This is a genomic window from Lacinutrix sp. MEBiC02404 (assembly GCF_053601575.1).
The window spans coordinates 74519-97130 of sequence record NZ_JBSHNV010000110.1 but is presented as its reverse complement, the minus strand read 5'-3'; the positions used below and the strand labels follow the sequence as shown (position 1 = coordinate 97130).

The 22612-nt window shown below is 32.3% G+C and carries 20 protein-coding genes; 5 read left to right on the top strand and 15 right to left on the bottom strand.

All coding sequences use genetic code 11. The features are described 5' to 3' along the window. Positions 1 to 176: 176 nt before the first annotated feature. From ACVCXO_RS02160 to ACVCXO_RS02150, 3 genes are all read right to left on the bottom strand, one after another. A complete protein-coding gene (locus ACVCXO_RS02160; protein ID WP_452227962.1) occupies positions 177 to 1202 on the bottom strand; it encodes a potassium channel family protein in 1026 nt (341 codons plus the stop codon). A 3-nt stretch (positions 1203 to 1205) separates the two neighbouring features. Beyond that, entirely contained in the window at positions 1206 to 1433 is a 228-nt protein-coding gene (locus ACVCXO_RS02155) for a PspC domain-containing protein (RefSeq protein WP_452227961.1), read from the bottom strand. An 81-nt stretch (positions 1434 to 1514) separates the two neighbouring features. Then, positions 1515 to 2792: a DUF2851 family protein gene (locus ACVCXO_RS02150; RefSeq protein WP_452227960.1), complete on the bottom strand. Its 1278-nt coding sequence runs from the start codon at positions 2790 to 2792 to the stop codon at positions 1515 to 1517. 101 nt (positions 2793 to 2893) lie between these two features. Between ACVCXO_RS02150 and ACVCXO_RS02145 the strand changes: the two genes are divergently transcribed. The 3 genes from ACVCXO_RS02145 (at position 2894) to ACVCXO_RS02135 (ending at position 5317) form a co-directional block, all read left to right on the top strand. Next, positions 2894 to 3382 (top strand): AAA family ATPase, encoded by a 489-nt coding sequence (locus ACVCXO_RS02145; protein ID WP_452227959.1) that lies wholly within the window; start codon positions 2894 to 2896, stop codon positions 3380 to 3382. Between the two features lie 98 nt (positions 3383 to 3480). Then, on the top strand, positions 3481 to 4383 hold the full coding sequence (locus ACVCXO_RS02140) for a hypothetical protein (protein ID WP_452227958.1): 903 nt from the start codon (positions 3481 to 3483) through the stop codon (positions 4381 to 4383). Positions 4384 to 4597: 214 nt separating this feature from the next. Continuing rightward, a complete protein-coding gene (locus ACVCXO_RS02135; RefSeq protein ID WP_452227957.1) occupies positions 4598 to 5317 on the top strand; it encodes a 3-ketoacyl-ACP reductase in 720 nt (239 codons plus the stop codon). A gap of 155 nt (positions 5318 to 5472) precedes the next feature. On the opposite strand, the gene ACVCXO_RS02130 is transcribed toward ACVCXO_RS02135, so the two are convergent. Then, a complete protein-coding gene (locus ACVCXO_RS02130; RefSeq protein WP_452227956.1) occupies positions 5473 to 6453 on the bottom strand; it encodes a PLP-dependent cysteine synthase family protein in 981 nt (326 codons plus the stop codon). Between the two features lie 271 nt (positions 6454 to 6724). After that, positions 6725 to 7960 (bottom strand): ABC transporter permease, encoded by a 1236-nt coding sequence (locus ACVCXO_RS02125; protein WP_452227955.1) that lies wholly within the window; start codon positions 7958 to 7960, stop codon positions 6725 to 6727. Between the two features lie 8 nt (positions 7961 to 7968). Here ACVCXO_RS02125 and ACVCXO_RS02120 point away from each other — a divergent pair, with 8 nt between their 5' ends. Continuing rightward, entirely contained in the window at positions 7969 to 9246 is a 1278-nt protein-coding gene (locus ACVCXO_RS02120) for an exo-beta-N-acetylmuramidase NamZ family protein (RefSeq protein WP_452227954.1), read from the top strand. Between the two features lie 74 nt (positions 9247 to 9320). On the opposite strand, the gene ACVCXO_RS02115 is transcribed toward ACVCXO_RS02120, so the two are convergent. From ACVCXO_RS02115 to ACVCXO_RS02100, 4 genes are all read right to left on the bottom strand, one after another. Then, positions 9321 to 10253 (bottom strand): hypothetical protein, encoded by a 933-nt coding sequence (locus ACVCXO_RS02115; protein ID WP_452227953.1) that lies wholly within the window; start codon positions 10251 to 10253, stop codon positions 9321 to 9323. A gap of 259 nt (positions 10254 to 10512) precedes the next feature. Beyond that, positions 10513 to 11346: a glycerophosphodiester phosphodiesterase gene (locus tag ACVCXO_RS02110; protein WP_452227952.1), complete on the bottom strand. Its 834-nt coding sequence runs from the start codon at positions 11344 to 11346 to the stop codon at positions 10513 to 10515. Positions 11347 to 11386: 40 nt separating this feature from the next. Further along, positions 11387 to 12226, bottom strand: a complete 840-nt coding sequence (locus ACVCXO_RS02105; RefSeq protein ID WP_452227951.1) for a sterol desaturase family protein — start codon at positions 12224 to 12226, stop codon at positions 11387 to 11389. A gap of 56 nt (positions 12227 to 12282) precedes the next feature. Further along, entirely contained in the window at positions 12283 to 12777 is a 495-nt protein-coding gene (locus tag ACVCXO_RS02100; RefSeq protein ID WP_452227950.1) for a YkgJ family cysteine cluster protein, read from the bottom strand. A gap of 62 nt (positions 12778 to 12839) precedes the next feature. On the opposite strand from ACVCXO_RS02100, the gene ACVCXO_RS02095 reads away from it, so the two are divergent. After that, entirely contained in the window at positions 12840 to 13538 is a 699-nt protein-coding gene (locus tag ACVCXO_RS02095; protein ID WP_452227949.1) for a class I SAM-dependent methyltransferase, read from the top strand. Here the strand turns inward: ACVCXO_RS02095 and ACVCXO_RS02090 are convergent. From ACVCXO_RS02090 to ACVCXO_RS02065, 6 genes are all read right to left on the bottom strand, one after another. Then, positions 13514 to 14143 carry a hypothetical protein gene (locus ACVCXO_RS02090; RefSeq protein WP_452227948.1) on the bottom strand — a complete coding sequence of 210 codons (630 nt, stop codon included), beginning with the start codon at positions 14141 to 14143 and terminating at the stop codon, positions 13514 to 13516. The two genes, ACVCXO_RS02095 and ACVCXO_RS02090, sit on opposite strands and share 25 nt — an antisense overlap. Positions 14144 to 14153: 10 nt before the next feature. Beyond that, on the bottom strand, positions 14154 to 14423 hold the full coding sequence (locus ACVCXO_RS02085; RefSeq protein WP_452227947.1) for a hypothetical protein: 270 nt from the start codon (positions 14421 to 14423) through the stop codon (positions 14154 to 14156). A gap of 64 nt (positions 14424 to 14487) precedes the next feature. Then, positions 14488 to 15018 (bottom strand): DUF2059 domain-containing protein, encoded by a 531-nt coding sequence (locus ACVCXO_RS02080; protein ID WP_452227946.1) that lies wholly within the window; start codon positions 15016 to 15018, stop codon positions 14488 to 14490. Between the two features lie 58 nt (positions 15019 to 15076). Next, positions 15077 to 16699, bottom strand: coding sequence for an amidohydrolase (locus ACVCXO_RS02075; protein ID WP_452227945.1), 1623 nt, complete (start codon positions 16697 to 16699; stop codon positions 15077 to 15079). 875 nt (positions 16700 to 17574) lie between these two features. Then, positions 17575 to 19332 (bottom strand): TonB-dependent receptor, encoded by a 1758-nt coding sequence (locus tag ACVCXO_RS02070; RefSeq protein WP_452227944.1) that lies wholly within the window; start codon positions 19330 to 19332, stop codon positions 17575 to 17577. A gap of 160 nt (positions 19333 to 19492) precedes the next feature. Continuing rightward, positions 19493 to 22513 (bottom strand): tetratricopeptide repeat protein, encoded by a 3021-nt coding sequence (locus tag ACVCXO_RS02065; RefSeq protein ID WP_452227943.1) that lies wholly within the window; start codon positions 22511 to 22513, stop codon positions 19493 to 19495. Positions 22514 to 22612 lie beyond the last annotated feature (99 nt).

The following is a 22612-nucleotide window of genomic DNA, read 5'->3' as shown; positions in this document are numbered from 1 at the left end:
GCTTATGCTGTTAAAATAGGCAAAGAAACATTCTTATAAAACATTATAAGAAGTAGGCTTCACAGATAAATATGTATACTATAATTAAAATAAATTTTTCTTTTATAGGTATGAAATTCCGCTAAAATAATAGCATAACAGGAAACAAAAAGACAAAGCATGCATGTTTTATTTCACTAGTGTAGGTTATAGACTGTATTTAATACTTTTATTTGTTCTGGTCTACCAAGGACAATTATTTTAGCATTAGCTTCTAACTTTTGATCTGCTTCCGGATTTACTACATACTCGCCATTTCCATTTTTATAGCCAATTACATTACAGCCCGTTTTTCTACGTAAGTCTAAATCCCGAATGGTTTTAATACTTGCATTGGTGTCATATAGTTTTTCGACTACAATTTCTTCAATGTTAATTTTTGAATTCCCTACAATTCCTAAATTATCTATAAACTCTATTAAATCTGGAACCACCACTAAAGAAGCCATGTGATCTCCACCAATTCTATCTGGAAGTATTACATTATTTGCTCCTGCAAATTTTAGTTTTTTATACGATGTTTCTTCCGATGCTCTGCTTATTATTCGCATGTTGGTATTCATCTGTCTTGCGGAAAGCACCACAAACAAATTATCTGCATCACTAGGCAAAGCAGAAATTAAAGTATTTGCTCTATCTATTCCTGCTTCCAACAAAACTTCATCTTCATTTGCATTTCCAAAAATAAAAGGTACTTCTTCACTTTCAAATTTGTCTATAACCTCTTTGTTTTTTTCTATAACAACAAAGGGTTTATTATAAGCAAGTAATTTCTTCGCTGCTTGTTTTCCGTTTCTTCCATAACCACAAATAATAATATGGTTCTCCAACTCATCTATGGTTTTTTGCATCTTTTTTTGTTTTAATTCTTCCAAATTATTTTTGCTTAAAATATATTCTGTAATTACTGATAAGGCGTAACCAACAATAATTATACTCGTTAAAATTAAAAAAATAGTAAATATTTTGGATATTGGATCTAGTGGTTGTACTTCACCAAACCCAACCGTTGTAATGGTTATTACGGTCATGTAAAACGCATCAATCCAGGAATAATGAGATAATAACTTAAAACCTAATACACCAACAAATAGCAGCAGGACTAATAGACTTACTGCGGTATAAATCCGCGTTCTAAAAAATTTTAAAAAAGGGCTAATCATACGCTATAGATCAAAGACCGAAGTTCGTTTTGTATATACAATATCTTTTATTTTCATCCAGAAAGCTAAGAATAAATATAAAGCAAAGCCAAAACCTACCGTTACAAAAGTTAAATAAATAAACGAGGTTCTTACTACTTTTGCTCGCATACCTAATCGATCTGCAATACGTTGGCAAACATAATAACCATGCTTTTGAAAATATAAGAGAATGCGATAAAAAATATTCATGACTGCAATTTAGTATTAAGTTTATTAGTTTAAAAGTTTATGTGTTGAAAAGTTTCACAAAACCCAATCCCTATTAATTACTTACTTCGCACTGGTTAACAAACAATTACCAATAGCACATTGCAAACATTTATTTTTATCACAATATTCCGTTTTAAGCTGCAATAAAGCTTGGCTATGCATCGCAGATTTCGCTATCGGTTTTAACTCTTGAAACTTGGCAACAATGCTGTTCTTTTCATATGCAATTTCATTAATAATACGCACAATAGCATCATCTACATCTTTGCCTTGCTGTTTTGCATAGCTAAATTTAATTGGGACAATGGTATTTATAATTAGTAAATCGATAAAAGATTTTGTGATTCTTTTTTTAGCGGATTTGCTTGTTTTTCCAAAGGTAAAATGTGTTTCCCAATACGCAGAAGTATCCACCTGAAACAGCTTATAAATTTCTTCTTTAGCGGAAGCTTTTATTATTTTAGAAAATAAACTAGTTTCGGAAGCATAGACATTTACCAATTGTGAAATACGAATGGTAGGAAAATTTGGTGGTCGTAATCTAAAAAACTGCAACGGCATTACAGCAGCGGAGGACAAAACAAACTTCTGTTTTAAAAACTGATATTCTTTTTGAAGCTCTAAATAATATACATCTTGCACATCTGCATCTAACAAATCTGCTTGCCCAAAAAGCAAAGCCTCCAAACTGGATGGTTTGGCTTGTAGTTTTTGTACCAAATTAAAAGGAAAAGAATTCGCAAGACTTAGAAAAGCATCGCCATTTACTTTTAGTCCGAAGTTTTTTGCAAGCATATTAAAAAGGACTGCCTCCCAATTATTTTTACTACTTTCTAGTAATTGGGTAATATCTGCCGATTTTCTTTCTAAACGTTCAAAATACAAACGCTCCAACCAATTGTCCCTTATAAAATCATCGATACTAGCAAAGTCATTTTCGCAGTTTATCCATTTTTGTTTTTTACTAAATAATTTATGATAGTTATGCAAAGCCACTTTGCTCACAATGTTTTTAAGCACCAAGGTCGGAATTACGGTATTATCTTTTCGGTGTATTTCTGTATCGTGTTCCCAAACGACATGCAAGATTACATTATCATAATTCTGGTCTTGCTCATGATTATGTAAAAACCAATCACTAGATTTTATATGAATTTCTACATTGCCAGCCCAAAGTTGGTCTGCAATTTTAATTTGTGCATTAAAAAAGTCTGGTCCTGTATTATGGTTATGCATACCAACTTGTAAAACAATAATCGGTTCTTGCGTCGTTGTTTTTAAATTGGTAAGTGCGAACTTTTTGTGTTTCCAAATATAATGTAGAAAATTTTCTATCATTATACTAAAGTAGTAAATTGTAGCTAAATATTCCATTTCTTATAAAAATCTATTAATTTAGCTTAAAGTCTTCTGTTACATAATTAATTAAATCCCTGCTAATGCTTCATCTAATCTTAGGAAATACAGGCTCTGGAAAAACTACCTATTCCAAGCAACTAAAGAAAGAAACCAAAGGCGTGATTTTTTCTATTGACCAATGGAACAATACTCTATTTCTTGCGGACAAAAAACTAGAAGATGGATTAGCATGGTTTTTAGAACGTATGGAAAGATCAGAAACACTTATTTTGGATTTAGTTACCCAATTAGAAAATGCCAATACCGATGCTATTCTAGATTTAGGGCTTTCTAAATTATCCCATCGAGAAAAATTTAGACAATTTGCTGCTTTGCATGGTTTTGAACTAAAAACACACTTTTTAGATATTAGTAAAGCAACCAGACTACAGCGCGTACTTCAACGAAACACCGAAAAAGGAGATACTTTTGAATTTGAAGTGTCCCAAGAGAATTTTGATTTCATGGAAACTTGGTTTGAAAAACCTACAGCATTAGAAATGAAAGATGGTGTAACAGTTACAGAGTAAAAGCTAGTTATTTTCACATTATTATTATTATTATGTATGATATTACATTTTAGGCATGACTTTTGTTAAAATTTTAACAACTATAAAAACAATCTATCATGAAAAAACTAAACTTACTATTTGTCTTAAGCATTGCATTTTTACTTATTTCTTGTAATTCTAATGATGACAATTCTGGAACTTCTAATAGTTCTGGAAATTTAATTTCAATTTTTAAAGAATATAATATTAATGGAACATTTTCTCACTCAGTAAATTATAGCTTTGAAGATAACAAATTAATTAAAATCGAACCTTCCTTTGGCAGAAATGAAGAATTGTTCTATGAGAATGATTTACTTTCAACTATCTTAAAATATGATGCATCTAATAATTTAGAATGGACACATACGTTTACCTATGATAATTCTAACAGATTAATACAAAAAAACTCAATAGCAAGTTCTACTAATCCTGTTTCAAATCAAGAAAAATTAATATCATATCCTGATAATTCTAACATACAAGCATTATTCACTTTAAGTAGCACTCAAACCACTCAAGAAAATAGCACTCTAAACTCTGAAAATTATATTATTGAAACCCATTTATTAACTGATGAAGACGATGTAATTAGAACAGATTATTATGAATATACAAATCAGAATTTAACTGAATTTGAGCAAACAGATCATAATGGAATTATAATAAATGAATTAACTTATGAATATTTAGATAAAATTGCATCTGATGCCTATCATTATAATAAATACTTATTTGGCACAGAATGGAAAAATAATTTGGCTTTAGATACTCAATTTGGTTTAGGGCTGGAGTTATATCAAATAAGCAAAAATTATATTAGTAGTTATTATCGTTTTGATTATCTGAGAAATATTTCAAGGACTGTAACATTTGAATATGAATTTGATTCTAATGATAATATTATTGAACAGGTTAAGAACACTGTTGAATCTAATGGAGATACTTATGCAACTATTACTACTTATGAATATGAGTAAACATTGTACATCCTTGTAAAACAAAAAACCTTCAAAAATTTAGAAAGTTTTTTGTTTCTGAAAATATTCTCAATTTGCTTCAATAATTCGTATTCATAGAGACAGTTCAATATATTAATTTGCTGTTAAGAATTCCCTACAAATTCGGTTATAACTATTGACATCATTATTTTTGTATTCATAATCACTACACTATTAATACAAAACATATACAATGGAAAACTTAAAAAACAAAAAAGCAATAATTACTGGTGGCGGAAGAGGCCTAGGAAAAGCAACTGCAATTGCATTTGCAAAAGAAGGAATAGACGTAGCAATTACGGGTAGAAATGAAGCCGTTTTAAAAGAAACCGTTGCCGAAATAAAAGCTTTAGGAGTAAACGCTACTTATGCTGTTTTTGATGTTGGTAACTATCCCGAAGTTAAAAAAGCAATTAAAGATTTAGTAACCACACTTGGATCTGTAGATATTTTGGTTAACAATGCAGGAATTGCTGCTTTTGGAACGCTAAACGATATGGAAGTAGAGCAATGGAGTGCCATAATACAAACCAACGTAATGGGCATGTATTATGTAACTAAAGAGGTTTTACCTTACTTAATAGATAAAAACGAAGGAGATATTATAAACATATCTTCTACTGCTGGTTTATCTGGAAACGCAACTACTTCTGCATATTCGGCATCTAAATTTGCCGTAATTGGTATGTCGGAATCTTTGATGAAGGAAGTCCGAAAAAACAACATTCGTGTTTGCACCTTAACACCTAGTACAATTGCTTCAGATATGTCTATAGATTTAGGTATTGCAAGTAAAGATTCAGAAGATAGTGTTTTACAACCGGATGATTTTGCAGAATTAATAGTTGCTGGATTAAACTTACCAAGAAGAGCGATGCTTAAAAGTGCTGCTTTATGGTCTACAAATCCTTAGTAGCTTTTCGTTGCTAGTTTTTAGTTTTAGACTACAAATGGATATTAAAAAAACCTCCTGAAATTTTCAGGAGGTTTTTTTTATTTTATGATTTAGGTTGCTTTATGAGATTGCTTCGTCGCTTTGCTCCTCGCAATGACAGTTAGAATTAAAAATTATTCTATGTAACCCATTTTTTTCATCCAATCGTTGTTGAACATTTTTCCAACATAACGACTTCCGTGATCATGAAAAAGAACCACTACCACATCGTCTTTTTTAAATTCATCTTTTAATTGTAACAAACCTTTTACAGCTGCTCCTGCACTATTCCCTAAAAACATACCTTCTTCTAAAGCTAGTTTTTGTGTGTATACTGCTGCATCTTTATCGGTTACTTTAGTAAATCCGTCAATAAGAGAAAAGTCTACATTTTTTGGTAAGATGTCTTCCCCAATACCTTCGGTTACATAAGGATATATTTCCTTCTCATCAAAGATTCCTGTTTCGTGGTATTTTTTAAATACCGATCCGTAGGTATCAATTCCCCAAACTTTCACATTTGGATTTTGTTCTTTTAAGTATTTACCAACTCCAGAAATCGTTCCTCCAGTTCCTACTCCAACCACAAAATGTGTAATCTTTCCTTCTGTTTGTTTCCAAATTTCTGGTCCTGTACTTTGGTAGTGTGCTTTTGCATTACTTGGGTTATCATATTGATTTACATACCAAGAGTTTGGTGTTTCTTCTCCTAAACGTTTGGAAACGGAATAGTAGGATCTTGGATCTGTTGGTTCTACATCTGTCGGACAAACAACAACCTCAGCACCATGTGCTCTTAATACATCTGTTTTTTCTTTGGATTGCTTATCGCTAATTACAAAAATACATTTGTATCCTTTTACAATGGCAGCAAGTGCTAAACCCATTCCGGTATTTCCTGAAGTTCCTTCAATAATAGTTCCTCCCGGTTTTAATCGTCCGTCTGCTTCTGCATCTTCAATCATGGTTAAAGCCATTCTATCTTTTGCTGAATTTCCAGGATTAAAGGTTTCGTATTTTGCTAAAACTAGACAAGGCAATTCTGCTGTTAGTTTATTTAGTTTTACTAATGGCGTATTACCAATAGTTTCTAGTATGTTCTTTGCGTATTCCATGTGTACTTCCCATGAAAATGGGAATCTTTTTTTAATTCAACCTATTATTCGAAGTGCAAAAATAGTTAAAAGGGAATAGTTAAAAGTTAAAAGTTCGTTTTTATTTTGCGTTAGGGATTGAGCAATTGTTGGAGCTCCTTGCAAAGAGCGACTTGCGAAAGCGCGGTATTACGAAGCTTTTAGGCCTTCACAGCCATTTCAGCGAAGAAGGCTAGCGAAGTAGTAAACGCCCAACTTATATAAAAAATTTACTTGGAGACATTATTATTATTTATTCAAAACGAATTGCTTTTACTGGAGAAATTTTAGTAATTAGATAAGACGGAATTAATAACATGATTAAACAAAGAATAAATGTGCCGATGTTTAATGCTAGAATATAGCCTAAATTAATATAGATTGGCACTTCGCTCACATGATATACACTTGGGTCTAACGGGAAAAGTTTTAAATATTTTTGTACTAGTAAAATTGTAAAACCGATTAGGTTTCCCCAAAATAAACCGATTAAAATAATATAGCTCGCGTTGTATAAAAATATTTTACGAATACTCCAGTTGTTACTTCCTAGTGCTTTAAAAATACCAATCATTTTTGTACGTTCCAGTATTAAAACGAGTAATGCGGTGATCATATTTATTCCTGCAACAAGTATCATAATACCAATAATACCATAGGTGTTTTTATCGAAAATACTAATCCACTCAAAAATAGAAGCGTGTTTTTGTTCTACGGTCACTGCATTTAATAACGATGGTGTATTTTGAAAAACTTCTCTATATTTTTGGTCTAATTCATTATAATCTTCTAATAAAACCTCAAAGCTTCCTACTTGGTCTGCTTCCCATTTATTGACTCTTTGAATATGTCTAATATCCCCAAGCACATAGGTTTCGTCAAATTCTTTTAGTCCAGAATTATAAATACCTACAATGTTATAGCGGATTTGTGTTGGCAACGCGTTTGGATCTTCTTTTTTAAAAAAAGTAGTGAAGGTATCGTTTAAAGCAAACTGCATGCGTTTAGCTAAGTCTTCAGAAACTAGCACATCTTGGTTTCTTTCTTTGGTATAATCTGGTAATCTACCTTCGATTAAAAATTCATTAAAATAATCCCAATTGTAATCTGCTCCTACTCCTTTTACAATAATGGCTTCAAAATCGGTTTCGGTTCGTATCACTCCGAATTTTGCAGCAACTGCTTGCACATTCTTTATGCCTTCTACATTTTTAAAGGTTGGATAGAAATCTTGTTTGGTAGAAATTGGTTTTCCGCTTTCTTGAGAATTGTTACTATCGAAATTAGAAATAATAATATGTCCATTAAATGCGGATACTTTATCTCTAATTTTTTGTTGCAAGCCAATTCCTGTAGCAACAGCAATCATCATTACTATGATACCAACAGCAATTGCCGCGATTCCAATTTTTATTATTGGTGCCGAAACACTACTTTTATACGCTTTACTACTAATAATGCGTTTAGCTATAAAAAACTCGAAATTCAAACTAGATTATGCGATTTAATGTTTTCAAAAATACAGTTTTATTATTTGTTTTGGTATTAATTTCTTGCGGAAGTAATTCGAAAACAAAAGATACTAATAACTCTAATGAAGCGATGCTTGGACAGGTTGCCTATGACATACAGGAACCAATAGAAAAAACTTTAATTATTGGCGCAAACCAAACCGAAGCGTATTTGCCTTTATTAAACGGAAAACGTGTTGGTATTGTTGCGAATCAGACTTCCGTAGTTTTTAAAGGAATAAGTAAAAAGGCAAAAAGCACAAGCTACACACATCTTGTAGATTCTTTAGTAGCTTTACAAGTAAACGTAAAAAAAGTATTTGCTCCAGAACATGGTTTTAGAGGAACTGCAGATGCTGGTGAAGTAGTTAAAGATGGCATAGACACCAAAACAGGTTTGCCAATTGTTTCGTTGTATGGTAAAAACAAAAAGCCTTCTGCAGAGCAGCTTAAAGATTTAGATGTTGTAATTTTTGATATTCAAGATGTTGGTGCTCGTTTTTACACTTACATTTCTTCTTTACATTATGTAATGGAGGCTTGTGCAGAAGCAAATATTCCTGTATTAATTTTAGACAGACCAAATCCAAATGGACATTATATTGATGGTCCGATTTTAGAAATGGAACATAAAAGCTTTGTTGGCATGCACCCAGTTCCTGTGGTTCACGGAATGACTATTGGCGAATACGCTCAAATGATCAATGGTGAAAAATGGCTAGAAAACGGTGTGCAATGCAAGATAGCCGTTATTGCTATGGAAAACTACACGCATGATACCGTATATAACTTACCTATTAATCCTTCACCAAATTTACCAAATGCGAAGTCGATAAACTTATATCCTAGTTTATGCTTTTTTGAAGGCACGAATGTAAGTGCAGGAAGAGGAACAGACAAGCAGTTTCAAATATTTGGGAGTCCGTTTTTGGACACTAAAATGTTTCCGTATACTTATGAATTCACCCCAAAACCTAACGCAGGTTCTAAATACCCTAAACATGAAAACAAACAATGTTATGGTATGGATTTAAGCACGAGTAAATATTTAAGCAGGTTAGACTTAAATTATATTATTGAAGCCTATCAAGCAACTGCTAATAAAGAAACCTTTTTCAATAACTTCTTTACTAAATTAGCTGGTACTAAAGAACTACAAAAGCAAATAGAAACAAGACATACTGCTTACGAGATTAAGAAAACTTGGGTTCGAGGATTAGCGTCTTATGACACCATGCGACAAGCTTATTTATTGTATAAATAAAAAGAAAGCCTCTAGAAAAATTCTAAAGGCTTTTAAATGTTTGCAAATACAATTTGCTTTATGACTAATTCAAACTAGTTGTAAGGCTCTCCATTTGGTCTTAAGTTTTCTGCTCTATACGCTTCACGAGACTGCACAGCGTAACGTCCGTTTCTTCCATTTGTAAGATTGTAGCTTTTATATTCTGTAGAGTCTAAACTAGGCTCTTTTCTTTCTACAACTCTTGATTTTCTTTCTGGTTTAGCGATCACTAGTTCTTTTCCTACTATTGGTCTTTCCGGTTTTGTATATTCCTTTTTGACCTTAGGAGCAAGAATAGCAACTCTCGTTTTATTTTCTTTTACTACTTCTTTCTTTACTCTTTCCTTTTTAAGCTTAGGAGTAAGCGCAGTAACGCTAGTTTTATTTTCTTTTATTATTTCTTTCTTGACTTTATCTTTCTTAATAATCTCCTTTTCTACTTTTCCTTTGTTAACGCTTTCCTTTTTAACAGGTGTTTCTTTTTTTACTTCTGCAACAACAGCTTCTTCCTCTTTAATTATTGGTTCTTCTTCAATAATTTCTGGTACTACTTCTGCAAGTAATTCTTCTTCTATTATAGGATCTTCAATTGGTAAAAGTCTAGAAATTCTAAAAACAATCGTTTTTTGATCTTGATAAATACCTTCTGTTTTTTCAATTTGAAAAGCAGCAATAGTATATTCTCCAACAGGAACAGATGCTAAAGGAATACTAATCTGTTTTGTTTCTCCTTCTACAGGAAAAACTTTAGATTCGTAGGTACCAATAAACTCTACTTTATACAATTTGAAATCACTACTTAAATGCAATGTATCTCCAGCTCTATTTAAATTGTGTTGTAAACTATTTGCCTCTGAATTAATATTTTTTGCAATCGTAGAATATACAATGTTTTGACTATAGGTTGAAGTAACAGCTAACATAGCTACTACTAAGCATAATAATGTAATTTTCCCCTTCTTCATTACGTATATTAATTTAATCATTTTTATGGAATTTGATATAAGCTATTAATCAAACTTCGGTCCAAAGATCATATTAATTTACAAAAAACAGACTCCCATTTATGGTATTTACAGGAATATTCGATGAATACCAACGTTTTATAGATGAAATGCTATTAGACTGAAATAAAAGACTTTAGTTTCTAATAAATTGAAGAAAAACACAAAACCCTTTCGTTTTTTTACTAAAATCTATGAATTATCAATCGTTTAATGCGATAATTGTAGCTCTGATAAAAAATTAATGATTTCCTTCCATAATTTGCAATAATACATCTGGATAATCTGTAATAATGCCATCCACATTAAAACGCAACATTTCATGCATTTCGAAAGCCGTATTAACCGTCCAAGGAATTATTTGAAATCCTTCATCTTGATATTTACGGGTAGTTTCTAGATCTAATAGTCTATAATAAGGACTTATAATTTCTGGCTGGTGACTTAACTGTTTTAGTTTTTTAGAAATAGATTCATCTTCATCTACTAAAATAGCGACTTTCATTTCTGGAGCTTGTCTTTTAATTTCTTCTAAAACACGGATATCAAAAGATTGCAGATTACACCTTTCTAACATTTTATGCTCTTGAATGACCTGTAAAACCAATTTTACAAATGCTTTTGGTTTGGGAGTAAAAACACCATCATATTCTGGTAAGGCTTTAATTTCAATATTATATTTAATTGTTTGACTTAATGCTTCCGAAGCATTAAAGACTTCCACTAAAGTAGGTTTGTAGGTTTTTATTTTTTCTTGGTTAGGAAATCTTTCATGAAGTTTAGAACCACAATCAAAAGCTTTAATCTCTTCATATGTTAAGGCATATAAATTGTACTTTTCACCATCTACTTCCGGAATTTCTTTTCCGTTAGGATCTAAGCAAATAGCAGGATTCATATAAGGCTCGTGCGAAACGATCACTTTTCCATCTTTAGATATAACTACATCTAACTCTAAAGTATGCACACCTAACACGATTGCTTTTTTAAATGCAGGAATGGTGTTTTCTGGTAGTAAACCTCGACAACCTCTGTGCCCTTGGATATCTATACTTTGCGAAGAATTAAAACTCATAAATTAAATATTAAAGAAAGTATCATACTCTTTTGCATAACTATTCTTTAGGGTTTGTAATGGTAGGATTTCTATATTTTTGAAAAGGTTGTTTTAGCAGATTTGTAATGCTACTGTTTTCTGCTTCGTTTGGAAAAACATCTACTCCATAGATTAATTTATCTCTATCTAATTTCATGAAGGTCCCTAAAAGCCTATCCCAAACCGAAAAAATATTTCCGTAGTTAGAATCTGTATACGGTAAAACATAATGATGGTGGACTTTATGCATATCGGGTGAAACCAAAAAATAGCTCAAAGCGACATCTACTTTTCTTGGCAACTTAATATTAGCATGTGTAAACTGGGTGGCTATTAAAGATAAAGATTGGTACAACATTACGATGGCTATTGGCGTACCAACAATAAAAACACCAAATAAGGTAAAAGCAAAACGAATAATACTCTCTAAAGGGTGATGTCTATTTGCTGTGGTAGTATCTACTTTATGATCGGTATGATGTACTACATGTATTTTCCACAAAACGCTAACTTTATGTTCTACAAAATGCGCTAAATAAGCACCAAAAAAGTCTAAGAAAAATACACCGAGAAACACATATAAAGCTAACGGCATTTCTGGTAACCAATTGATAATTCCGAAATCATTTAGTTTCACCCAATCTGCCGTTTTAAGTAATAAGAATGCCAATGCGAAGTTTACAATAATGGTTGTAAACGTAAAGAATAAATTAGGCGCTGCATGTTTCCACTTTTTATAATTGAATTTATATAAAGGTAAGACACCTTCAAGTAGCCAAAAAAAAGTAATTCCTCCAACAAGAATAAGACTTCTATGTACTGTAGGAATGGTTTCGAAATAGTTAATTAGGTTTTCCAAATATTGCATCGTTTTTGTAAATATAACGAAAAGAAAAAAGGTTTTAGTTATAGTAATTATAACTTAATACGCTTTTTCATTGCTTCTACAATATTAAAAGCCGCCGGGCAAATAGCTACATTTTTCATGGTTATATTAGAAATTTGCTGAAACTTTTTTCTGTCGGTATGCGGAAACTCTCTACACGCCTTTGGTCTTACATCATATATCGAACAATAGTTATCTGCACCTAAAAAAGTACATGGTACAGATTGCAAAACGTAATCATTGTCTTCATCTACGCGTAAATAATTAGCAATAAACTGCTGTGCTTTTTGCTTGAAATGCTTTGCTATTCTATCCACATCTTTATCGGTAAACAAAGGACCAGTAGTTTTACAACAGTTAGCACAAGTTAAACAATCGGTACGCTCAAATTCTTCTTCATGCAAATCTTGCATGATATAATCTAAATTTTTTGGTGCTTTCTTTTTTAGCTTTGTAAAAAAGGTTTTGTTTTCCTTATGCTTATCTTTGGCAAGCTTTGGGAGTTGATTTAGAAATTCTTCCATAGGGACAAAAGTAATTTTATATCATGAGATTTCCGCCTTTGCGGAAATGAAAATATTTTTCAATGAAAGATTTATTCGGAAAAGCATTATTAGATTATCAAAACAATAACTATACGGAAGACATTATTACTTCCACCAATATAAGTGATACGGACGAATTACCCATTCCATATCTTTTTAGGGATTATGCGGAAATGCCTAAACTGGAACAAAAAGCATTGCAACTTGCTAAAGGAAAAATTTTAGATGTTGGTGCTGGAGCTGGAAGCCATAGTTTGTATTTACAAGAAAAAGGTTTTACGGTAAAAGCCATAGATATTTCGGAAGGCGCCATTGCAGTTTGCAAACAAAGAGGTGTTTTGCATGCGGAAGTAAAAAATATATTAAAAGAAACGGAAACTTTTGATACTATTTTATTATTGATGAATGGTACCGGAATTTTTCAAGAGCAACATCAGGTGGTAACCTATCTGAAGCATTTAAAAAGCATTCTAAATCCCGGAGGACAAATACTAATCGATTCTAGTGATATTAAATATATGTACGAAGATGAAGATGGCGGATTTTGGATGGATACTACTGCCAATTATTATGGTGAACTAGATTATTTCTTAAGCTACAAAGGAGAAAAGGAAAGTCCGATGAAATGGCTTTACTTAGATTTCAACATGTTGCTTACTGCTTGTACTTCTGTTGGCTTGCAATGTGCATTAGTTACCGAAGGAGAACACTTTGATTATTTGGCACAATTATCATTATAAAACGTAACGATTGCTATTAGTTCTTCTCTTTTAAAAACTTTATTTTCAATTTTGGTTACTAAAATGGAACATTCACTAAAAAATTCCATTGTACGCTTTCTAAATGATTTCAATGCAGCATAATTAAAAGCTATAGGCACATCATCATTTCTAGTTAAAAGAGATTCAGTAATAATAGATACTCTATTATTTGCAGTATAATTAACTTTTCGTTTAAGAAGTTTCACCTTACCATCTACTATTAATTCCGCGAAACCCTTTTTAGTTTTTTTCTTGTTTTTATTAATGGTAATGATAGTGGCTTCTCTATTTTTTTTAATTCTTTTCCCTTTAACCTTTTCTGAATAGGAGACCTTTAAAACTATCTTCTCTATTTTTTTGGCGTCAATTAGTTTAACAGGTTTTCTATCTGCAATTCTAAATCTTAATTTATCATTGGAATAAAATGGACCTCCAGTACCGCTAATTGGTAATTTTGCTTCTCCTGTTTTAACAGATCCATCTTTAAAATGAACTTCGGCTTTTGACCAAGAGTCGTACTGCGAAAATGTATTACTTGTAATAAATATAAAAACTACTAAAAAAATAATTTGTACTTGCTTCATTAATTTATTGTTATTGTTTTCTGTTCGCTTTTTTTAATCGCTTTTTTTCATCTTTAGTATATTGCTTATATGCTGCAATAGTTTTAACGTCTGTTTCACCAGAAACAGGCGCATCATAGCCCAAATTAGATAATTTTGTTTGTAGCGTTTTTAATGCTTTTGCATCTTTTGAATATACCAAAAAGTCACAAGCAATTTTTTCTCTTTTAGAAAATGTACCATCTTCTTTTTCACAAGAAATATAACATTCCCCTTTTTTAGCCTTCTTAGGAAGATCCATATCCTGAGCAAAACTATTTAAAGATAAAAGTCCGACTAAAAATATAAATACAAACTGTATTCTATTACAAGTTAAATCCTTTTTCGCTTAACTTATCTACTATACTTCTATAAAAACCACTACTCCACATTTCAGAAATCTTACTCATAGATTCATTCATAGAATCTTGAGATCCCGTAATTTTTTGTCCGGTATCACTTCTGTAAAACTCGGTTAATGCTACTTTATCACCTTCCGTAAGATGACTAGCTTCTTTAAACATATTTTGCCCTGCTTTGGTTGCATACAAAGCGTTCATGTTTTTTACATCTTCATGAGTAAAATGCCCGCGATACGCAGAAACTACCATTTGACTTAACTCGTTTAAAGACTCTGTTTTAAGTCCTTTAAGTTCGTTCCAAAGCGTTTCTGGAACCCCTTGCGAAGCATATTGCTCTTGCAGCATAGAAAACATTTGATCTACTACGTTTTCATAATAACCATACGTCCCATTACTCTTAATACATTGTTTTACGTCTTCACTATACGCGTCTACTTGTGCAAAAGTTGTTGTAGATATTATTAATGCAATGATAAGTGTATATATTTTTTTCATGTTTCCTTTCCGCGAAAGCGGTGATCTTAGTTAATAAATGTTTTTACAAAGAAAGCAATTATTGTGCCACGCCATCTATAAAAGTTTGTTGTACTTTAATCTTTGGGATTTCTGACACAGGAACCTGCATAATATCTTGATTTAAAATAATAAAATCTGCAAACTTACCAGGTTCAATGCTTCCTTTTTCTTTTTCTTCAAAATTAGCAAAAGCGGCCCAAATAGTCATTCCTTTTAAAGTTTCCTCTCGGCTTAATGCATTTTCTTTATTAAAACCATTTTCTGGGTATCCTTTTACATCTTGTCTAGAAACGGCTGCGTAAAAAGTTAAAAACGGACTAACCTGTTCTACAGGGAAATCGGTACCCAAAGCAACTCTTCCGCTTTGATTTAATAAGGTTTTATAGGCATACGCTCCTTTGATTCTTTCTTTTCCTAAGCGTTCTTCTGCCCAATACATATCACTTGTAGCGTGTGTTGGCTGTATAGAAGGAATAATGTTTTCATTTTTAAAAAACTCAAAATTATTATCTGTTATTACTTGCGCATGTTCTACTCGCCAACGTTTATCTGTTTTTCCTTCTAGTGCTTTTTGATAGGTATTTAAAACAAAATGAATTGCAGAATCTCCAATGGCATGTGTGTTCATTTGATAATCTGCTTTTTCAATTCTTGTTGCTAGGTTTTTATAATCTTCAAGACCAATAACCATTGCTCCAAAATGATTGTGCTTATCGGTATATTCTTGTTTCAAAGCTGCACCTCGAGAACCTAACGCGCCATCTGCATATACTTTTACAGATTGCACATTTAGTTTTTCTGTTTTAATTTTCCCTTTCGGAAGGTAATAATCCAGGTTTTCTTTGGAATTACTAATCATCGCATAAACTCGCATGTTTAGTTTTTCAGCCTTTTGCAAACTATCTATCAATTCAATAACATCTCGATCTAATCCTGCATCGGAAACGGTTGTTAATCCTAAATTAGTACAAATAGTTTGCGCTTCTAATAATGCTGTAATTTTTTCTTGTTTTGTAGGTTTTGGAAAAATAGCTTCTACTAATTCCATCGGATTATCAATTAGAACCCCAGTAAGTTTTCCATTTTCTAATAGGATTTCTCCTCCTTCTACTTTAGTATTCTTTGTGATTTTTGCTAAATCTAAAGCTGCTTGATTACATAACATAGCGTGACCATCAATTCTGCTTATTGCCACTGGAGTATCTGGAAATAATCTATCTAATAATGCTTTGTTTGGATATTCTTTTTCTTCCCAATCGTTTTGATCCCAACCACGACCAATAATAAAAGAGCTCTTTCTTTTTTCTTGAAAATAGGTAACGCGTTTTATTACATCTACAAAACTAGTGGTACCAACAAGATTTACACGTTGCTCATATAAACCCAATCCGTAGAAATGACAATGCGCATCTATAAATCCTGGAACAATCGTTTCTCCTTTGGCATCGATAATAGTATCTGCAACAAATTTATTTTGAATAGATTTTGAAGTACCAACTTCTATAAACTTTCCGTCTTTTATTGCGAATGCTTCAGCATGTTCAAAATTTGAGTTTACGGTGTACACTTTGGCGTTGGTAATTATGGTGTCTACTTGTTGGGTTTCTTTGTTACAGGAGAAGATTAGTAGTAAGATTGCTATGGAAATAAGTTTTTTCATGGGATTGGTTTAATTCAGGTGGCTTATAGGATTTTGTAAATATAATTTATTTGAATTAAAAAAACACCTCCAAAGAGCTAGGAACGCGACCTTCAAAACAAAATATATTTTATTTTTCGACTATCCCCGAAGGTATAACTCTATTTTTTAGACAGCTATAAAAAACACCCCTAAAGTCCCCTCGAGGGACAACTCAAACGGGAAAAAATTATAACTAATTTAAGGATCTATTCTTTTTATAAGAAATTGAAAGTTATTTTCCTGAAAACACCCCTAAAGTCCCCTCAAGGGGACAAGCCTAACGATTAAAAGAGTAACTAATTTAGTAATCATCCTTTTAGAGGAAGAAGAATCTTAAGACGTTTTAAACAAAGAATTTAAACATTTGAGTAATCACATAACAATGTCCCCTTGAGGGGACAACTTTAACGTGAAAAGAACGCTTTATTGTTTTACTAACTTTGGATAAAAAGAAAGGGGTACAGAATTAAAAAAGATAATACTAAGTTATTCCTCTGAAAACACCCCTAAAGTCCCCTCGAGGGACAACTCAAACGGGAAAAAATTATAACTAATTTAAGTATCTATTCTTTTTATAAGAAATTGAAAGTTATTTCCCAGAAAACACCCCTAAAGTCCCCTCGAGGGGACATGTCTACCAAATAAAAATCATAACTACTGATGAAATAGACGTTTTAAAAGAAGAAAAAAGGACTTAACAGCGAATTAGGAACATTTTAAACATTTGAGTAATCACGCAACACTGTCCCCTTGAGGAGACTTTAGGGGTGTTTTAAAAACCTTCTGTTGAAACAATGTAAACTTATTATGATTTAGTTTCCATTTGAAAGATTGCTTCGTTCCTCGCAATGACTTTAAAAATCAAACTTATACGTTGCTCCTGCTAAAAACTGTAATCCTTGCACCGGATAATTTTGCCAGCGATTATATTCTTGATTTGCTATGTTGTTAATTTTCGCAAATGCAGAAAACCGATCATTAATATGATAACCAACATGTGCATTGGCATCAAAATAACTATCTAATGTTATGGTTTCTGTTGGATTTAATAACGTTGGAAAGCTTGTATTCTGAATATCATTAAAACCACTCAATCCTTTACGTTCTCCAACAAAAAACAGATTAGCTCCTGCAAACCATTGTTTGCTTATTTGATAATCTAAAAATAGATTCGCTTTTAAATTTGGAAGATTCCATGCTTCCGCTTCTTCGTCTACATTATAAGAAAAGTATTCTGCTTTTACTCCTAAAGTAAAATTTCTATTCAAATCTGCTTTAATTTCTCCAGAAACTCCGAAGGTAGAAACATCATCATAAACGATTCCAAAGGAATTTCCGTTTTGGTATGCTTCCTCCGCATTAAAGCCATAAGGCACTAGATTATTTCTAAACATTGCTTTATCACTTTCTCTTATATATTTTCCGCCAATATTATAGTTTATTCCATTAGCAACCTTTCCTTTTAATCCAACAAAAACATTATACTTCTGATCGGTTGGTGTCATGAATAAGGTTGGAGATACAAACGGGTTTTCTTGTGCAAAATCATAATAGGTATTCTGAACTAAATCACCTTGAATTCCTCCATAAGCGATTAAAATTTCATCTACCATTCTATAGGATGCTGAAATATTCGGATAGATAAAAAACTTACTTTTTCCAGATTCTATATCGTTTAGATAAAATAGGCTAACTCCCAAATCCAGCGTTAGATCTTCTTTTATTAATTGGTATGTTGGTGAAAGTCCGATATTGAAATTCCCGTATTTCAATGCTTCGTCAGTATAATAGTTTCTGTCAAATTCTCCTCCTAAATAATCCAATCGCAATCCGATATTAAAATCTAAATCCTGAATAGTCAAATCTCCATTGGTATTCACTAGAAATCTATTTTCACCAGAGTCATTATTGTCGCCAAATCTTCGGTACAAAACGCTTGCTTCATTTATATAAGCATCGGTAAAAGCAATATCTCCACCAAGATTAAATCCGATAAAAGAATGATCGACATCGCCAATAGCATCAGCAGCATCTTTATCATATAAAGGTTGTGGCAAACCATACCAATTGTATTTTTGATGCAGAAATCCACCTGCTATATTCCAAGCTAAATCGCGTTCATTTCTAGCATAATTAGCACTCACTTTGGTATTTGAAAAATTATCATCTAAAAGCAGATCACTAATTCCTCCTTGCGAAGAATGATGACTGATATAGCCACCAACACTTTCGTTTCTATTGATTGCATGATTTAAATACACTTCCCCTAAAATAGTGGTGTACATTCCTCCTGCTAATGTTGCATAATTGTCGAATAATTTTGCAGGTTCCTCTTCATCTACTTCTGCCGCTTTTCCTTTTGCGGGTGTAAATGTCGATGCTACCGGAAAAGAAAAGATATTGTATTGAATCTCTTTCTTCGCAGCTGTAGTTTCATCATCTAACGAAGGAACTTCCTTTACCTTAAAAGCATCGGAAACGGTAGGTGTGTATGGTTTTACAACCTGAATAACATCTGGATTTAAAGTATCTTGATCTCGTTCTTGTGAGAAACCTAAAGTGGTTATTAAAATTAAAACGAATACTAGAATTATATTTTTTTGCTTTCGCATATTTTTTATTTGCTGTTATTAAATTATTGAAACCTGCTTACTCTTCTTTGTTTTTTTTCCTCGAATACTCGATTTTTTTTTAGCAAACTATTAAAGATGTTTTTACTAAAATTTATATTTCTCGTTGTATTCATGAGATTCCTGCCTTCGCAGGAATTTACTAATCTTCTGGAACAACCGAAGCATTGGTCTTTGCTTGTTCTGCTTTTATTTTACTTAATTCGGTTTGTGCTTCTGCTACTACATCTTCAAATGCTACAAAATTTTGTATCACACTTTCTAAAATATAAGTAGCTTGAAAAGCATCTTCTAAAGCATAATAGTTTTTCGCCATAACCACTAAACCTTTTGCGCTATAATATTTATAACCAGAATAATCTTTTGCTAAACGTTGAATGGTTGTGTTGGAAGCTGCATAACTTCCTGCTTTATTTTTAAAGTATCCATTATAGAATAATGCTTCTGCTGCTGTTTCTCCTGTTGCAGTAACTTCTACTTGTGCATATGCGGTTTTCGCTCTTGCCTCATCTCCTGTTTTCATTGCAGAGCGAGCAATAATCACGTGTGCATCACTTTTAATTCGGTTATCAATACTTGCATGTGTTAATACTTTTTCGGCATAGATAACTGCTTCGCTATACTTTTCTAATTCGTAGTTTGCCTTCATTAAATTAGATTGCGCAAAAATTACGTTTTGTGGAAAGTTCGCTTCTGTTTCTAATCTAGTCAATACAGGAATTGCTTCTTCCCAAGTTTTACGTTCGGTATAAATTTGCGACAAACGCAATAGAGCTTCTTCTGTAAATTCGCTTTGTGAAGCTTCTGTAACATATTTAAAATGCGGCGCAGCAGTATCTTTTAAATCCTTTTTAAAGTATAATTCGGCTACATAGAAATGCGATTGTAAAGCATGTAATCCATTTGGAAACTGATTTAAATAGCCATTAAATTGCTTAATTGCTTTATCGGTTTCATTATCTAAATATTTCTTTTCTGCAGCTTCGTAAGTGGTATTATCTAAATCTGCATCTGTCACTTCTACATAATCTAAGGTTCTTACCCAAGAAGCATATGCATCCACTTTTCCTAAATCGATATAAATTAAACGCGCTGTTGCCACTGCTTGGCTTGCCTCTGGAGTACTTGGAAAATCTGCAGCAACTTTTTTAAACTTCACTAAAGCAGGTTCGTTCTTACTTCCATTATAATACACTAACCCTTGACGAAGCAAGGCTTTTGGCACAAATGTACTCGTATTATATTCGCTACTCAAGCGATCATAAGTCTGCATTGCTTTGTCTGTATTCCCTGCTTTCACATAGGAATTACCAAGTTCGTACATCGCATCATCACGTAATTTTGAAGTTTTGTATTTACTAATAAAACCTTCTAATTCGGAAATCTTTTTAGAAGCATTCCCAGCATAACCAATACTTAATGCTTTTTGAAAAAATGCGTAATCGGATTCTATTTTACCAATTTTAATAGCTTCATCGTATGCTTGAATCGCTTCGTTGTACTGACTAGAAACAAAATAACCATCTGCTAAACGAAGATATGCGTCATTCAATCTAACCGTATCCTCGTTACGTTTGCTAATAAATTGATTGAAATATTGTGTTGCTTGCGTATAGTTTTTCTGTTTGAAATACGTGTATGCAATATGGTAATCTAGATTTGTAATTTCCGGAGTTTCTGAAGCAGAAGTCTGTTGTTCAAACTGTTTAAAACCAACTAGTGCATCGTCATAATTAGAAAGATTATAATCGGTTTCGGCTTTCCAAAAAGTTGCTCTTGCAGTATATTTTGCATCTTGAGGTTCTTTTATAGATTTATCGAAAAGGGTTTCTGCATCTTGAAAATTATTATCGTTATACAATTCTATTCCTCTATAAAAAGTTACTTTTTGGTATGCTACTTTGTTTTCAAAGCTCTTTTTACCTTCTAATAATTTTAAAGCTTCCTTATAATTTTTAGAAGTGATATAGGAATCGATTTGCAAAGTTTCAATTTCCTCTTTATAGGCTGTTTCCGGATATTTTTCTATATACGCTGCAAGTACTTGCGGAACGGATTGATACGGATTACCAATTTCGTAACTAATCTTGGCGTAATTCAACCAAGCATCTTCTTGAATTTTCAAGTCATAATCCATTTCTGAAGCATTACGAAACGCATTTAAAGCTTCCTGTTTTTTATCCAAATTCACATAGCTTTCTCCCAGATGATAATAGGCGTTTTGCGCAACGCTATTATTACCACCAACAATTTTATTGAACTCGCTTATGGCTTTATCGTAATCTTTTTGTTTATAATATGCATAACCAAGTTGGTAATAATCTGTATTATTCCATTTTCCGCGATTTCCTTCGTATGCAGCTAAAAACGGTATTGCTTCGGCATATTTCTCCAAGTTAAAATAGCTTTCTCCAATAATTTTATTGAGTTGCGAAACTTCTGTGTTATCACTATTTGGTAATTGCTCTTTAGCAAGTTTTATTGCTTCTTCAAACTTACCTAGTTTAAAATGTAAATCTGCTTGATAATACGATAGCTTTTCTTTGTATTTTTCTTCTTCACCTACTTGGTCAAAATATTCATTAGCCTTATCATAATCATCATTTTGATACGCCATAAAACCAATATAATACTTTGCTTGTGATCCATATTCTTGCGAATTCTCCACACGACTTAAGTAGGTTTTTGCAGTTTTATAATCTTGGGTTACAAAAGCAACGTAGCCATTATTAAAATTAAACCTTTCTTTTTCTGCTCTTGCTAGTCCGCTTTCATCCACTTTATCATACCATTTTTTAGCGTACGCATATTTTTGGTTAATAAAATAGTAATCTGCAACCTCTGCATAAGCAGTATTTCGTTTGGTGCTTGTAGGATAATCTGCTACAAAATTTTCTATTAGCTGATCTGCATTTTGCTGATTTAAACGCACTGCGCAATTGGCAATATAAAACGCACAATCACTTTGTAGAACTTCTGTTTTTGCGGTTTTCTTTATCTGATTGAATAAAGATTGTGCAGCTAGATATTGCTGATTATTATATAAGGATAATGCTTTCTGATATTCTACAATATCACTTGTATATGCTGCAGATTGCTGCGCTATCACTTGAAAACTACAAGCAATGGCTAAAAGGAATATATAAAGGTCTTTTCTAGTCATGGACTATATTTTTTATTATTAAGAACTTATCTTGACTTTTTCTATTCCCTAAAAATTTCAAAAATACACCCATATTTTGTTACTTTTTTTATTTGTAGC